This window comes from Pseudonocardia sp. (assembly GCF_035305885.1).
GTDB lineage: Bacteria > Actinomycetota > Actinomycetes > Mycobacteriales > Pseudonocardiaceae > Pseudonocardia.
Map to the genome: position 1 here is coordinate 123417 of NZ_DATGOP010000067.1, position 14494 is coordinate 137910.

Annotated in this window: 13 protein-coding genes; 9 read left to right on the forward strand and 4 right to left on the reverse strand. The window is 75.3% G+C overall.

Annotated elements, in window-relative coordinates; all coding sequences use genetic code 11:
- The first annotated feature begins 17 nt into the window (after positions 1–17).
- Genes gatC through gatB form a run of 3 tightly spaced genes read left to right on the forward strand, consistent with a single transcriptional unit; the run spans position 18 to position 3339 of the window.
- The gene (gatC, locus tag VKZ81_RS14315; protein ID WP_324242024.1) at positions 18–335 is read left to right on the forward strand and encodes an Asp-tRNA(Asn)/Glu-tRNA(Gln) amidotransferase subunit GatC; all 318 of its coding nucleotides are present in this window, start codon (positions 18–20) and stop codon (positions 333–335) included.
- The gene (gene gatA / locus VKZ81_RS14320) at positions 332–1843 is read left to right on the forward strand and encodes an Asp-tRNA(Asn)/Glu-tRNA(Gln) amidotransferase subunit GatA (protein WP_324242025.1); all 1512 of its coding nucleotides are present in this window, start codon (positions 332–334) and stop codon (positions 1841–1843) included. The genes gatC and gatA overlap by 4 nt, the downstream gene beginning before the upstream one ends.
- Positions 1840–3339 (forward strand): Asp-tRNA(Asn)/Glu-tRNA(Gln) amidotransferase subunit GatB, encoded by a 1500-nt coding sequence (gene gatB / locus VKZ81_RS14325; RefSeq protein ID WP_324242026.1) that lies wholly within the window; start codon positions 1840–1842, stop codon positions 3337–3339. The genes gatA and gatB overlap by 4 nt, the downstream gene beginning before the upstream one ends.
- Positions 3340–3396: 57 nt before the next feature.
- Here the strand turns inward: gatB and VKZ81_RS14330 are convergent, their stop codons facing one another.
- On the reverse strand, positions 3397–4551 hold the full coding sequence (locus VKZ81_RS14330; protein WP_324242027.1) for a PQQ-dependent sugar dehydrogenase: 1155 nt from the start codon (positions 4549–4551) through the stop codon (positions 3397–3399).
- 54 nt (positions 4552–4605) lie between these two features.
- Here VKZ81_RS14330 and VKZ81_RS14335 point away from each other — a divergent pair, with 54 nt between their 5' ends.
- From VKZ81_RS14335 to VKZ81_RS14345, 3 genes are read left to right on the forward strand one after another with little or no spacing between them, the layout of a single operon-like run.
- On the forward strand, positions 4606–5523 hold the full coding sequence (locus tag VKZ81_RS14335) for a 2-hydroxyacid dehydrogenase (RefSeq protein WP_324242028.1): 918 nt from the start codon (positions 4606–4608) through the stop codon (positions 5521–5523).
- A gap of 50 nt (positions 5524–5573) precedes the next feature.
- Entirely contained in the window at positions 5574–6167 is a 594-nt protein-coding gene (locus tag VKZ81_RS14340; RefSeq protein ID WP_324242029.1) for a DoxX family protein, read from the forward strand.
- A complete protein-coding gene (locus tag VKZ81_RS14345; protein WP_324242030.1) occupies positions 6164–7051 on the forward strand; it encodes an aminoglycoside phosphotransferase family protein in 888 nt (295 codons plus the stop codon). Before VKZ81_RS14340 ends, VKZ81_RS14345 begins: the two co-directional genes overlap by 4 nt.
- 4 nt (positions 7052–7055) lie before the next feature.
- Here the strand turns inward: VKZ81_RS14345 and ilvD are convergent, their stop codons facing one another.
- Entirely contained in the window at positions 7056–8897 is a 1842-nt protein-coding gene (gene ilvD, locus VKZ81_RS14350; RefSeq protein WP_324242031.1) for a dihydroxy-acid dehydratase, read from the reverse strand.
- A gap of 192 nt (positions 8898–9089) precedes the next feature.
- Here ilvD and VKZ81_RS14355 point away from each other — a divergent pair, with 192 nt between their 5' ends.
- Both VKZ81_RS14355 and VKZ81_RS14360 read left to right on the forward strand, forming a co-directional pair.
- Positions 9090–9704, forward strand: a complete 615-nt coding sequence (locus tag VKZ81_RS14355) for a TetR/AcrR family transcriptional regulator (protein WP_324242032.1) — start codon at positions 9090–9092, stop codon at positions 9702–9704.
- Positions 9701–10462, forward strand: a complete 762-nt coding sequence (locus VKZ81_RS14360; RefSeq protein WP_324242033.1) for a maleylpyruvate isomerase family mycothiol-dependent enzyme — start codon at positions 9701–9703, stop codon at positions 10460–10462. Before VKZ81_RS14355 ends, VKZ81_RS14360 begins: the two co-directional genes overlap by 4 nt.
- Here the strand turns inward: VKZ81_RS14360 and VKZ81_RS14365 are convergent.
- Together VKZ81_RS14365 and VKZ81_RS14370 are read right to left on the reverse strand one after the other, a co-directional pair.
- On the reverse strand, positions 10459–10872 hold the full coding sequence (locus tag VKZ81_RS14365) for a PH domain-containing protein (protein ID WP_324242034.1): 414 nt from the start codon (positions 10870–10872) through the stop codon (positions 10459–10461). The two genes, VKZ81_RS14360 and VKZ81_RS14365, sit on opposite strands and share 4 nt — an antisense overlap.
- A gap of 24 nt (positions 10873–10896) precedes the next feature.
- Complete coding sequence (locus VKZ81_RS14370) at positions 10897–12033, reverse strand: lysophospholipid acyltransferase family protein (RefSeq protein WP_324242035.1); 1137 nt, start codon at positions 12031–12033, stop codon at positions 10897–10899.
- A gap of 1204 nt (positions 12034–13237) precedes the next feature.
- On the opposite strand from VKZ81_RS14370, the gene VKZ81_RS14375 reads away from it, so the two are divergent.
- Positions 13238–14476 (forward strand): IS110 family RNA-guided transposase, encoded by a 1239-nt coding sequence (locus tag VKZ81_RS14375; RefSeq protein ID WP_324242036.1) that lies wholly within the window; start codon positions 13238–13240, stop codon positions 14474–14476.
- Positions 14477–14494 lie beyond the last annotated feature (18 nt).

Genomic DNA, 14494 nt, shown 5'->3' on the forward strand with positions numbered 1-14494 from the left:
CACCGTCCTGGAGGGACATGTCCGCCGAATCCGCGGCAGCGCACATCAGCCGGGAGGAGGTCGCTCACCTCGCCCGGCTCGCCCGGCTCGCCGTCACCGACGACGAGCTGGATGTCTTCGCCGGCCAGCTCGAGGTGATCCTCGGCGCGGTCGCCCGTGTGGGCGAGGTCGCCGCCGACGACATCCCGCCCATGTCCCACGCGGTGCCGCTGCAGAACGTGTTCCGCCCCGACGAGCTGCGCCCGGGCCTCACCCAGGAGCAGGCGCTGTCCGGCGCCCCCGCGGCGGAGGACGGCCGCTTCCGCGTGCCGCAGATCCTGGGGGAGGAGGCATGAGCGGCGCGGACCTCACGCGGAAGACCGCGGCCGAGCTCGCCGCGCTGATCCACTCCCGCGAGGTGTCGGCGGTGGAGGTCGCCCGGGCCCACCTCGACCGCATCGCGGCCGTCGACGGACGGGTGCACGCGTTCCTGCACGTCGCGGAGGAGGCCGCGCTCGAGGCGGCCACGGTGGTGGACGAGAGCCTCGCCGCGGGCACCCCGCCCGCGTCGCCGCTCGCCGGCGTGCCGTTGGCGCTCAAGGACGTGTTCACCACGATCGACATGCCCACCACGGCCGGGTCGCGCATCCTCGAGGGGTGGCGCCCGCCGTACGACGCCACGCTCACGGCCCGCCTGCGCGCCGCGGGGATCACGATCCTCGGCAAGACCAACATGGACGAGTTCGCGATGGGCTCGTCCACCGAGTACTCGGCGTTCGGGCCCACCCGCAACCCGTGGGACCTCGAGCGGGTCCCCGGCGGCTCCGGCGGCGGGTCGGCGGCGGCGCTCGCCGCGTTCGAGGCGCCGCTCGCGATCGGCACCGACACCGGCGGCTCGATCCGCCAGCCGGCCGCGTTCACCGGCACCGTGGGTGCCAAGCCGACCTACGGCGGGGTCTCCCGCTACGGCCTCATCGCCTGCGCGTCCTCGCTGGACCAGGGCGGCCCGTGCGCGCGCACCGTGCTGGACACGGCCCTGCTGCACGAGGTGATCGCCGGGCACGACCCGATGGACTCCACCTCCATCGACCAGCCGGTGCCCCCGGTGGCCGAGGCGGCGCGCCGCGGGGCCGACGGCGACCTGTCCGGGTTGCGGATCGGGGTGGTCCGCGAGCTGTCCGGCGAGGGCTACCAGCCGGGCGTCCGCGCCTCGTACGAGGAGGCCCTGCGCCGGCTGGAGAAGCTCGGCGCGGAGCTGGTGGAGGTCTCCTGCCCGCACTTCGAGTACGGGCTCGCGGCCTACTACCTGATCCTGCCCAGCGAGGTCTCGTCCAACCTCGCCCGGTTCGACGCCATGCGCTACGGGCTGCGCGTCGACAAGGGCGTCTCGGCCGAGGAGGTCATGGCCGCCACCCGCGAGGCCGGGTTCGGCCCCGAGGCGAAGCGCCGGATCATCCTGGGCACCTACGCGCTGTCGTCCGGCTACTGGGACGCCTACTACGGGCAGGCCCAGAAGGTGCGCACGCTCATCAGCCGCGACTTCACCGCCGCGTTCGAGCAGGCCGACGTGCTGGTCTCGCCCACGGCGCCGACCACGCCGTTCCGGATCGGCGACAAGGTCGACGACCCGCTGGCCATGTACCTCAACGACCTGGCCACCATCCCCACCAACCTGGCGGGCACGGCCGCGATGTCCGTGCCGTCGGGGCTCGCCGACGACGGTCTCCCGGTCGGGCTGCAGGTGATGGCGCCCGCGCTCGGCGAGGCCGTCATGTACCGGGTGGCGGCGGCGTTCGAGGCCGCTCGCGACGCCGAGGACGGCCCCGTGATCGACCGCGTCCCTTCGCTGGAGGTTTCGTCGTGAGTGCGCCGACGCTCGTGGACTACGCCGAGGTCGTCGAACGCTTCGACCCGGTGCTCGGGCTCGAGGTGCACGTCGAGCTCAACACGCAGACCAAGATGTTCTGCGGCTGCCCCACCGCGTTCGGGGCGGAGCCGAACACGCAGGTGTGTCCGGTGTGCCTCGGCCTGCCCGGGGCGCTTCCGGTGGTGAACCGCAAGGCGGTGGAGTCGGCCATCCGCATCGGGTTGGCCCTCAACTGCAGCATCGCGCCGTGGTGCAGGTTCGCGCGGAAGAACTACTTCTACCCGGACATGCCCAAGAACTTCCAGACGTCGCAGTACGACGAGCCGATCGCCTTCGACGGCCACCTCGACGTCCCGCTCGACGACGGCTCGGTGTTCCGGGTGGGGATCGAGCGCGCGCACATGGAGGAGGACACCGGCAAGTCGCTGCACGTCGGCGGCGCGGACGGGCGCATCCACGGCGCGGAGTACTCGCTGCTCGACTACAACCGGGCCGGGGTCCCGCTGATCGAGATCGTCACCAAGCCGATCGTCGGCGCGGGCGAGCGGGCGCCGGAGGTGGCGCGCGCGTACGTCACCGCGCTGCGCGACCTGCTGCGCGCGCTCGGCGTGTCCGACGTGCGCATGGACCAGGGCTCCCTGCGCTGCGACGCGAACGTCTCCCTGATGCCGAAGGGCGCTACCGAGTTCGGCACCCGCACCGAGACCAAGAACGTCAACTCGCTGCGGTCGGTGGAGCGCGCCGTCCGCCACGAGATGACCCGCCAGGCCGGGGTGCTGCTGGCCGGTGAACGCGTGGTGCAGGAGACCCGGCACTTCGACGAGTCCACCGGCACCACCTCCCCGGGGCGGCGCAAGGAGACCGCCGAGGACTACCGGTACTTCCCGGAGCCCGACCTGGTGCCGATCGCGCCGTCGCCGGAGTGGATCGAACAGCTGCGCGCCACGCTGCCGGAGCTGCCGTGGGAGCACCGCCGCCGCATCCAGGCCGAGTGGGGGCTCACCGACCTCGAGCTGCGCGACCTGGTCAACGCCGGCGCCCTGGAGCTCATCGAGGCCACCGTCGCCGCGGGCGCGCCGGCCGGGGAGGCCCGCTCCTGGTGGGTCTCCTACCTCACCCAGCAGGCGAACGCCCGCGGTGTGGAGCTCGCGGATCTGCCGATCACCCCGGCGCAGGTGGCGCGGGTGATCGAGCTCGTGGCCTCGGGCGAGCTGTCCAACAAGCTGGCCCGCCAGGTCGTCGACGGCGTTCTGGCCGGCGAGGGCGAGCCGGACGAGGTCGTGAAGGCGCGCGGCCTCGCGGTCGTCTCCGACGACGGCGCCCTGCTCGCCGCGGTCGACGAGGCGCTGGCCGCCCAGCCGGACGTCGCGGAGAAGATCCGGGGCGGCAAGGTGCAGGCGGCGGGCGCGATCGTCGGCGCCGTCATGAAGGCGACGAAGGGCCAGGCCGACGCCAAGCGCGTGCGCGAGCTGGTGCTCGAGCGCTGCAGCTGACGGACCCCCGACCGGTCGCGTGGGCAGCCGCGCGACCGGTCGGCGTGGCCAACGGGCCTACTGGCGGTTGTCGCCGCCCGCGGCGAGCGGCTGGATCCGGATCACCCGGTCGTCGGAGGGCACCGGCCGGCCGCCCGCCTTGTTGACCGTGCCCAGCCACAGCAGCCCGTCCGGCGCGAGGGTGGCCGCGGAGAGGCGGCCGTAGGTCTCCTGCAGCAGCGTCTCGGGCGCGCCCACGAACGCGTTCTTCGCGTCGGAACGGATCACGAACAGCGACTGCTGGCGCACCTGGGCCACCGCGACCGCGCCGTCCTGCGCCATGCAGCCCGCGACGCCGGGCCGGTCGGGCCAGCGCCACGCGGGCGGCGGGAGCTGCCCGGGCACGATCAGGTGCAGCACGTCCTCGCCCGCCCGCCGGTCGGTGACCCAGGCCGCGCCGCGCCGCGGGTCGACGCAGATCCCGCCGGGCGACTGCAGGCCCGAGCTCATGGTCGGCGACAGCGGGTCGGGGTTGCCCTTGGCGGGGCGGCCCTGCAGGTCGATGCGCAGCAGCTTGCCCGCGAGCGAGTCGGGCGGCGGGGTGCCCAGGCCGGCGTTGCCGGTGGCCACCAGCAGGGAGCCGTCCTCGTCGACCGCGAGCGCGCCGCCGTTGTTGATCGGGCCCCGCGGGATGCCGGTGAGCACCGGCTTGGGCGGCTCGCCCGCGGCCAGGCGCACCACGCGGTTGTCCTCGGGCGTGGTGATGTAGGCGTAGACCAGCTGGTCCTCGATGTAGGACGGCGAGAGCACCAGGCCGGTGAGGCCGCCCCCGCCGGTGGGGTCCACCGGGATGGTGGTCACCAGCCGCGGCTCGCTGCCCTGCTGGACCCGCAGCACCCGCCCGGTCTGCCGTTCCCCGACCAGCGCCGAGGTGGCGTCGGGGAGCACCGCGATGGCTCCGACCGGCTCCAGGCACGTGGCGACGACCTGCGGGTCGGGGTCCTGGCAGCCGGTGGGCGGCTCCTGGGGCCCGCTCTGGCCTTCCGGGCCGGGCGGCGCGGGCGTCTGCGGCTGAGGCGTGTCCTCCGGCACCACCGGCGGCCCGCCCAGCTCGCCCGCACCCTCCATCTGCTCGCGCCACTCGCGCGGGCCCTGCTCGGGGAAGGTGGCGCACCCGCCGAGCGCCAGCACCAACAACGCCGCGGCCGCCGCGCGTCGCACCCGTCCTCCCACGTGACCAAGGCTAGGTGGGAGCGGGTGAGCAGCCGGTGAGTAGCGTCGCCGGCCATGGGAGACATCACGGTGCTCGTCCCGGAGGACGAGGGGGAGGCCGCGCTCGCCGGGGTGGCGGGCGTCGAGGTCGTGCGCTACGACCCGGACGGCGTGCTGCCGGCCGAGGCGGCGCGGGCGCAGGTGCTCGTCCCGCCGTTCCTGGCTCCCGCCTCGGCGGTCTCCATCGTGGAGCGGCTCCCCGAGCTGCGGCTGGTGCAGCTGCTCACGGCGGGCGCGGAGGCCTGGGTCGGGCGGCTGCCCGACGGCGTCGCGCTGTCGGACTGCCGCGGCGCGCACAGCGGCGCCACCGCGGAGTGGATCGTGGGCGCCCTGATCAGCGTGTACCGGCACTTCCCGCAGTTCGTCCGGGCGCAGGACGCGCGGCGCTGGGACTACCACGTCACCGACACCCTCGCCGGGAAGCGGGTGCTGATCGTCGGGGCGGGTGACGTGGCCGAGCACACCGTGCGCAGGCTCGCCCCGTTCGAGGTGACGACGACGCTCGTCGGGCGCAGGGCCCGCCCCGGCGTCCACGGCATCGACGAGGTCCACGAGCTCCTGGGCCGCCACGACGCGTGCGTCGTGATCGTCCCGCTCACCGACGCCACCCGCCGCCTGGTCGACGCGGAGTTCCTGGCGGCCATGCCGGACGGCGCGCTGCTCGTCAACGCCGCTCGCGGCCCGGTCGCCGACACCGACGCGCTCACCGCCGAGCTCACCAGCGGGCGGCTCATGGCCGCGCTCGACGTCACCGACCCGGAGCCGCTGCCGGCCGACCACCCGCTCTGGGCGGCACCGGGTCTGTTCCTGTGCCCGCACGTCGGTGGCAGCGTGCCCGGCAGGCTGGAGCGGGCCTACCGCATCGCGGCCGAGCAGATCGCCGCGTTCGCCCGCGGTGAGGATCCGCCGAACCTCGTCGTCGACGGCTACTGATCGCCCGAAGTGCCACGCGAACGGGCCCGGTACGGCTACGCTTCGGCGCCATGACCGACCAGCCCACGTCGATCCTGCCCGGCGGGGGCGGGTTCGGCTCCCCGGAGCCTGCCCAGACGCGACCGAACCGCAGGCCGCTCACCTGGAACCCCGGCACCGACGTCGGGCTGCTCCTGCTGCGGTTCGCCGTCGGCGGCACGTTCTTCGCCCACGGGATGCAGATCGTGACGGGCATGTGGGGCGGCCAGGGCCTCGCGGGCTTCACCCGCGTGCTCGAGGGGTTCGGCTACCAGCAGGCGCCGGCGCTGGCCTGGGTCGCGGGGCTCACGGCGCTGGTCGGTGGTGCGCTGGTCGTGCTGGGCTTCCTCACCCCGCTCGCGGCGGTGGGCCTGCTCGCCCTGATGATCAACTCGGTGGCGGTCAAGATCGGCAACGGGTTCTTCATCGCCTCGCCCGCCGGGGCGGACGCGGTGGAGCTGGACGTGGTGCTCGGCCTGTCGGCCGCCGCGCTCGCCCTCACCGGGGCCGGGCGCATCGCGCTCGACCGCAACCGCACCTGGAACCTGCGGCCGGCCCCGTGGGGCGTGCTCATGCTGATCGTCGGCGTGACCGCCGCCGTGCTGGTGCTCGTGCTGCTGCGGTGACCCCGCCGCCACCGGACTCCGCGTGGCTGGGGCCCGTGGCGCGGTGGGCGGGCGCACCGGTGGTCGTCACGGCCAGGGCGCCGCTGTCCGGCGGCTACGTCGCCGACGCCGTGGAGCGGATCGACCTCGACGCGGGCGGCCGCCCGGTCTCGGTCGTGCTCAAGCGGGCGCGGGCGAGCGAGGTGGCCGCGATGCGCGCGGTCGCGGTGGTGCCGGGCGTGGACCGGCCCCGCCTGCTCGCCGCGGGCGCCGACCGGCACGGGCCGTGGCTGGTGGTGCCGCACTACCCCGGGCCCGCGCTCACCTCGGGCGACCCGCCCGCCGAGGTGTGGGACGTGCTCGGGCGGGTGCACACCCACTGGCACCGCAAGCGGCCGCGCGGCCTGCCCGTCGTCGACGCGGGCTGGTGGCGGGGGATGGTCACCGGGCACGCCCTGCCCGCGGTGCGCGCCGCCCGCGACCGCACCGGCGACGCCCGGCTGGCCGAGGTCGTCGGGCTGCTCGAGGCCTGGGCCACCGACCAGCGGCTGCGCACCGCGCTCGCCGTGCTGCCCCGCACGCTCACCCACGGCGACGCGCACCGCGGCAACGTGCTCCTCGCCCCCGACGGCGCCGTCCTGATCGACTGGGGTAACGCGCGCGTCGCCCCGGCCGGGCTCGACGTCGCGACGCTGGCCGCGCAGGGGATCACCCCACCGCCCGCGTACCGAGCCCCGGACCTCCCGCCGCCGCTGCGGGAGGTCGAGCGGCTCTGGGCCACGGTCCAGGTGCACGTCCAGTACCTGGCGTTCGCCGCCGACCACCTCGGGACGGCGCGCGTCGTCGAGATGGTCGAGACCGCCGCCCGCGCGCTCGGCGAGCTGGGCCCGGCGCTGCGGGCCTGAGCGGTTACGGGACCTGGCGGACGGCGCCCTTGTCGGCGCTCGTGGCGAGTGCGGCGTAGGCGCGCAGCGCCTTGCTCACGGGCCGGTTGCGCTCCTTCGGCTGCCACGGCCGCTCGCTGGCCTCCATCTTGGCCCGGCGCTCGGCGAGCACCTCGTCGGGCACCCGGACCTCGAGCAGCCGCGCCCTGACGTCGATGACGATCGGGTCGCCGTCCTCGATCAGGCCGATCGTGCCGCCCGCGGCGGCCTCCGGCGAGATGTGCCCCACCGAGATGCCGCTGGACCCGCCGGAGAACCGGCCGTCGGTGATCAGGGCGCACTTCGCGCCGAGGCCGGACCCCTTGAGGAACGCGGTGGGGTGCAGCATCTCCTGCATCCCGGGGCCGCCCGCGGGGCCCTCGTAGCGGACGACGAGCACGTCGCCGGGCTGGATCTGCTTGGTGAGGATGACCGACACGGCCTCCTCCTGGCTCTCGACGACCCGGGCCGGGCCCTCGAAGCGCCAGATGTCCTCCGGGATGCCCGCCGTCTTGATCACGGCGCCGTCCGGCGCGAGGTTGCCGCGCAGGACGGCGAGGCCGCCGTCGGCGGTGTAGGCGTGGGCGACGTCGCGGATGCAGCCGTTCTCGGCGTCGGTGTCGAGCGACGACCAGCGGTTCTCGGTGGAGAACGCCTCGGTGGTGCGCACCCCGCCGGGGGCGGCGTGGAACAGCTCGATCGCCCGCTCAGACGGCGAGCCGCCGCGGATGTCCCACTCGGTGAGCCACTCCCGCAGCGACGGCGAGTGGATGGTGTGCACGTCCTCGTTGAGCAGGCCGGCCCGCCACAGCTCGCCGAGGATCGCCGGGATGCCGCCGGCGCGGTGGACGTCCTCCATGTGGTAGTTCGAGTTCGGCGAGACCTTCGCCAGGCACGGCACGCGGCGCGAGATGGCCTCGATGTCGTCGAGGGCGAAGTCGACCTCGCCCTCCTGCGCGGCGGCGAGGATGTGCAGCACCGTGTTGGTGGAGCCGCCCATCGCGACGTCGAGGGCCATCGCGTTCTCGAACGCCTTCTTGTTCGCGATCGAGCGGGGCAGCACGGACGCGTCGTCCTGCTCGTACCAGCGCCGCGCCAGCTCCATGACGGTGCGGCCGGCCTCGAGGAACAGCTCGCGGCGGGCGGCGTGCGTGGCCAGCGTGGAGCCGTTGCCGGGCAGGGCGAGCCCGAGCGCCTCGGTGAGGCAGTTCATCGAGTTCGCGGTGAACATGCCCGAGCACGAGCCGCACGTCGGGCAGGCGGACCGCTCGACCTCGGTGAGGCCGGCCTCGTTGACCTGCGTCGACGCCGAGGCGGCGATCGCGGTGATCAGGTCGGTGGGCGCCTGCGCGACCCCGCCGACGACGACCGCCTTGCCCGCCTCCATCGGCCCGCCGGACACGAACACCGTGGGGATGTTGAGCCGCAGCGCGGCGTTGAGCATGCCCGGGGTGATCTTGTCGCAGTTGGAGATGCAGACCAGCGCGTCGGCGGCGTGGCCGTTGACCATGTACTCGACGGCGTCGGCGATCACCTCGCGCGACGGGAGCGAGTAGAGCATCCCGTCGTGCCCCATCGCGATGCCGTCGTCCACGGCGATCGTGTTGAACTCCCGCGGCACGCCGCCCGCCTCGCGGATGGCGCTCGCCACGAGGTCGCCCAGGTCCTTGAGGTGCACGTGCCCGGGAACGAACTGGGTGTAGGAGTTGGCGATCGCGACGATCGGCTTGCCGAAGTCGTCGTCCCCCATGCCGGTGGCGCGCCAGAGCGAGCGCGCTCCGGCGGCGTTGCGGCCGTGGGTGGTGACTCGGGACCGGAGTGCCGGCACGGTTCTTCCTCTCGATGGGCCGGAAGGTGCGCGCTGGCGCCCGAAAGCGGTGGCTCGCAGGCGCCGCTGCGCTCCGCGCGGGCGGGACCGGAGGCGTGGTCCGGCCGGGCCGCTGCGGGATCGCTCCCCACGTTACGCGCCCGGTGAACCCCTCCTTGACGGGTGGTCCGCCGAGGAGGACGCTTCCTAATCGTGTTAGGCGAAGCTACTATCGATTGGCAGAGCAAACGACGTGAGGCGGCGCGACAGGAGATCCTCTCCGCGGCGTGGGCCGTCGCGCGGGAGAACGGGCTCGCCGGGCTGACCCTGCGCGAGGTCGCGGCCCGCGTCGGCATGCGCGCGCCGTCGCTGTACTCGCACTTCGCCTCGAAGAACGCGATCTACGACGCGATGTTCGAGCAGGCGTGGTCGGCCTACGAGGAGTGGGTGGCCACCGCCGACCTGCCTGCGCACCCGCGGGCCGCGCTGCGGGTGCGCGCCCACCGGTTCTTCCGGTTCGCCACCGCCGACCTGCCGCGCCACCAGCTGATGAACCTGCGCACGATCCCCGGGTTCACCCCGAGCCCCGAGGGATACGCCCCCGCCGTGCGGGTGATGGACGAGCTGCGGGCGTTCCTCGCGGGCATGGGGGTCACCGACGACGGCGACGTCGACCTCTACGTCGCCCTCGTCGGCGGGCTCGTCGACGCCCAGTGGGCCAACGACCCGGGCGGCACCCGGTACGCCCGGCTGATCGATCGCGCCGTCGACATGTACGCCGACGCGGTCCACCTGCCGAAGGTCACCGACGACCTGGAGGAGCCATGACCGCCACCGACACCCGCGCGCCCGCGCGGCCCCGCCGCTCGCTGCTCGACCGGAACACCGCGATGCGGCTGGCCGCCACCGAGTACGGCCGCTACCTCGACCTGCTGCGCAGCCTCGACGAGGCCGACTGGGCCCGCCCCACGGACTGCCCGCCCTGGGACGTGCGCGCCATGACCGGGCACTGCCTCGGGATGGCGGAGTTCGCCGCGTCGCTGCCGACGTTCGTCCACCAGAACGCGGCGGCGACCCGCCGCGGCGGCGTGCCCGTCGACGCGCTCACCGACCTGCAGGTGCACCAGCGCCGCGACCTGACCCCGGAACAGCTCATCGCCCGCTACGCCGCCGTCGCGCCGCGGGCGGTGCGCGGCAGGCGCAGGCGCTCGCTGCTCGTCGGGCGGGTCGCGATGCCGGGGACGCAGACCGTCGGCGGGGTACCGGAGCGGTGGACGTTCGGCTACCTGTTCGAGACGATCCTGACCCGCGACACCTGGATGCACCGCGTCGACACCGCCCGCGCCACCGGCCGCGACCTCGTGCTCACGCCCGAGCACGACGGCGTGATCGTCGCCGACGTCGTCGCGGAGTGGGCGGGCCGCCACGGCAGGCCGTACGCGCTCACGCTGACCGGACCCGCCGGCGGGCGCTGGACCGCGGGCGAGGGGCCCGAGATGCAGCTCGACGCGGTGGAGTTCTGCCGCATCCTCTCCGGGCGCACCGCCGCCCCCGCGGGCCTGCTCGCGACGCAGGTCCCCTTCTAGTCGGCGTCCGGCGTCGGGTCGGGGAGGCGGCCGCCGCTCACGGCGGCCAGCCGGGGCAGGTCGCGCACGTGCACGGCGGGCAGCGCCACCTCGGAGCCGTCGGTCAGCACGGCGCTCACCCGGGCCGAGGCCGGGTTGCGGGCGCGCCCGAGGTGCACCCTCGCGATCTGGCTCCACGGCACCTCGCGGCCGCCGACCACCCTGCGCACGGCGACGGTCTCGGGGTCGGCGACGGTGCGCACCCGCAGCGTCCACACGATGATCCCGAGCGGGACCAGGTAGATCAGCCACAGGTACGGGCCGGACCACGCCAGCGGGGTGGCGCAGACGGCCAACGCCAGCGCCACCAGCACGACCAGTGGCGAGATGCGGAAGACGGCGCGCGGTGCGGACTCGGGCTCGGCGCTCACGCATCCATGGTCGCACCGCGGCGCTCATGCCCAGGCCGCGACCACCAGCGCCAGGCCGACCGCGAACAGCCCGCAGCCGGTGGCGACGACCCGGGCGTAGCGCTCCGGCCGCCGCCGCAGCGCCACGCCGAGCAGCGTGCACGCCGTCCCGACCGCGGCGATGCGCAGCCCGCGGTGGGTGACCGCCGCGCCGAGGAACGGCAGCGGGTCCACCCCCGCCCGGCCCGCCTCGGCCGCGTAGACCTTGAACGGGATGCCCGACAACGGCTGGTGGCGCACCGCGAGCGCGCCCTCGGCGGCGGTCTGCTCGGCGACCGCGGCGCGCATGCGGTCGGTGACCAGCGGCGCGGGCGGCGCGGCTCCGGCCGCCCCGAGGGCGAGCGTGCACAGCCCGCCGAGCATGCTCGCGAGCACCGCCGCCGGGACCAGGCGCACCCCCGCCCGCGGCGCGGCCACCACCAGGGCGAACAGCAGCAGCTCCGGCACGAGCGGCCAGACGACCGCCTCCGCGAGGCTCCAGGCGACGACGAGCGCGAGCCCCGTCCGGGAGCGGGCGATCCGGGCCGCGGCCCGCCGCAACGCCGCACCCGGCGGTGGGACCGGGAGGGCGGCGAGGCGCGCCACCTCCGCCCGCGCCGCCTCCGGATCCGGCGGCAGCGGGGCGCCGAAGCGGACGGCGACGTGGGCGCGCCGCAAGCGGCCGTGCTTGGGCAGGAGGTCGGCGGTCCCGGCGATGCCGACCGGGACCACCGGCACGCCCGCCGCCTCCGCCAGCCGGAAGGCGCCGGAGCGGAAGCGACCCGGTGCGCCGCGGCCGCGCGTCCCCTCCGGGTAGACGACCACCGCGTGGCCCGCCCGCAGGAGGGCGACGGCGCGCGCCATGTCGGCGCTGCCGCCCCCGCTGCGCCGCACGGGGAACGCGGCGGCGAGCGCGCGGCCGACGGCGGGCCGCCAGCCGCCCGCGAACCAGTAGTCGGCCGCGGCGGCCACCCGCGGGGCGCACCGGCCGGGGAGGGCGGCGAGCAGCGCCGCGGTGTCGGCGTGCGAGCTGTGGTTGGCGACCACCACGCACCCGCCGCGGGGGAGCTCGCCGGTGACGGTCAGCCCACCGGTGAGCGCGAGCACCAGCCGCCACAGCCGGCGCCGCGCCACCGCGGCCACGGAGGCTCCGATCCGCCGCAGCCGGGTGGCCGCGGGCCGGGTCCTGACGCCGGCCCGGTGAGCGGCGCGGCCAGGGGCGGGGTCACCGGGAGAGGGTCGATCCGGACGAGCGCGCCGCCGGAGCCGGCCGGCCCGGCGCCGGTGTCCCCGCGGCTCGCCTCCCGCGTGAGCCCGGACTCCGGCTCGTCGCTCGGCACCGAGCCGCCACGACCTCCGCCGCGCGGCCACCACGGTCCTCACGCCGGTCCCCCGAGGGGCACGACCGGCGGCCGGACCGCCGGCAGTGGGGTCGATGCGGTCGGGCGGGCCGTCGAGGCCGGGTGGCCGGGCGCCCGCGTCCTCGCGGCCCGCCTCCCGCTCGGGCATCGACGCCGGCAGGTCGGCCGGCGCCGAGCCGGCCCAGCGGCGCCGCGCGGCCACGGCGGCCGTGCCGACCCCGTGGCCCCCGCGGCCGGCGGCAACGCCGGCGGGTCGATCCGGTCGAGCGGGCTGTCGAGGCCGGGCCGCCGGGCGCCCGCGTCCTCGCGGTCCGCTTCCCGTTCGGGTGTCGACGCCGGGAGGTCTCCCCGCCCCGAGCGGCCCGGCGGCGCCGCGCCGCCGCGGCCGACGTGGGGCCACACCGAGCCCGTGACCAGGGCAGCCGGCGCCGGCAGCGAGGCGATGCGGCCGAGCGGGCCGTCCGGGGCCGCGCTCCGGCGTCCTCGCGGTCCGCCTCCGGGTCGCTCAGCGCCGGTCCGCCACGGCCGCGTGGCCACGGCCGGCCGGTTCCCCACGCCGGCCTCGTGACCGGCGCGGGAGGGAGCGGGGTCGCCGACGGCTCGGCGACCGTCCCGAGCGGCCCGTCGGAGCCGGACGGTGACGCGTCGGTGCCCGCGCGGTTCGCCTGCGGGTCGGGCAGCGGCCCGGGCGGGTCGGAGAGCGCCCGGCCGGCGCAGCGCGGCCACGGCGGTGCTCACTGCTGCACCCTCCTCGTGTCCGGGCTGTGTGATGAGAGGGTTCGGATGCACCGCTGGTGGCCACCGGGTGATCGCCCTGCTCGCTCGACCGTCGAGGTCCGGCATGAGTTCTGCGGGGCCCGGTGGTCCCGGCCACGCCGACTGGCGACAGGGCTGAGCGCCAACGAGCGCCGATCAGTGAGCGACCGGCTGCCGTGTCCGGGAACCACCGGGTGCCTTCCCACTGCTGCAACAGCGGAAAGGCAACGATGAGTGTCCTGCACGACCCTCCCCGCCCGCGACCGACCGCGGGCATCGACTGGGCCAGCGACAACCACGCAGTCGCCGTCGTCAACAGCGACGGCGCGCAGCTCGACCGGTTCAACGTGGCCCACACCGCGACCGGGCTCGGGCAGCTGTGCCGGCGCCTCAAGCGCGCCGGTGTCACCGAAGTCGCGATCGAGCGCAGCGACGGCCCGATCATCGACGCCCTGCTCGACACCGGGTTCACGGTCTTCGTGATCCCACCGATCCAGGTCAAAAACCTGCGCAGCCGCTACGGCTCGGCCGGCAACAAAGACGACCGGTTCGACGCCTACGTACTGGCCGACACCGCCCGCACCGACCGACGGCGACTGCGCCCCCTCACCCCCGACAACCCGGCCACGGTGACCCTGCGCGCGACCTGTCGGGCCCGCAAGGACCTGGTCGGACACCGGGTGGCGCTGGCCAACCAACTGCGCGCTCACCTGCAGATCGCTTTCCCGGCCGCGGTCGGCCTGTTCGCCGACATCGACTCGAAGATCACCCTGGCGTTCCTGCGCCGCTTCCCCGGCCAGGACCGCGCCGACTGGCTCTCGCCCAAACGGCTGGCCGCCTGGCTGGCCAGTGTCGGCTACTGCGGGCGCACCGACCCGAGCGTGCTGCACGCCCGGCTGACCAGCGCGCCCCGCGGCCTGACCGGACCCGACGGCGAGGCCCGCGTTCAGATCACCCTCGCCCTCATCGCCGCGCTCGAGGCCATCCGCACCCAGATCGCAGCGCTGGAAGACCAGATCGAAGAACAACTCGCTCTGCACCCAGACGCAGACATCTTCACCAGCCTGCCCCGCAGCGGACAGATCCGCGCCGCTCGACTGCTCGCTGAGATCGGCGACGCCCGGGGCCGCTTCCCCACACCCGAAAGCCTGGTCTGCCTGGCCGGGGTCGCGCCCTCGACCCGACAAACGGGCAAGATCAAAATCGTCAGCTTCCGCTGGGCCGCGAACAAACAACTCCGCGACGCCATCTGCGACTTCGCCGGCGACTCCCGCCACGCCAGCCCCTGGGCCGCCCAGCTCTACAACCGCGCCCGCGCCCGCGGGCACGACCACCCACACGCCGTGCGCATCCTCGCCCGCGCCTGGCTGCACGTGATCTGGAAATGCTGGCAGACCAACACCCCCTACCACCCCGCCCGACACGGCGCCGCACAAGCCCTCAACCGAGATCAACACGCGACGGCTTGACACAGGGCTACTCATGCC

Excerpts from the sequence above, each read along its gene's own strand:
- gatC (WP_324242024.1), top strand. The coding sequence starts at position 18 with ATGTCCGCCGAATCCGCGGCAGCGCACATCAGCCGGGAGGAGGTCGCT.
- gatA (WP_324242025.1), top strand. The coding sequence starts at position 332 with ATGAGCGGCGCGGACCTCACGCGGAAGACCGCGGCCGAGCTCGCCGCG.
- VKZ81_RS14335 (WP_324242028.1), top strand. The coding sequence starts at position 4,606 with ATGGGAGACATCACGGTGCTCGTCCCGGAGGACGAGGGGGAGGCCGCG.
- VKZ81_RS14340 (WP_324242029.1), top strand. The coding sequence starts at position 5,574 with ATGACCGACCAGCCCACGTCGATCCTGCCCGGCGGGGGCGGGTTCGGC.
- VKZ81_RS14375 (WP_324242036.1), top strand. The coding sequence starts at position 13,238 with ATGAGTGTCCTGCACGACCCTCCCCGCCCGCGACCGACCGCGGGCATC.
- VKZ81_RS14360 (WP_324242033.1), top strand. The coding sequence starts at position 9,701 with ATGACCGCCACCGACACCCGCGCGCCCGCGCGGCCCCGCCGCTCGCTG.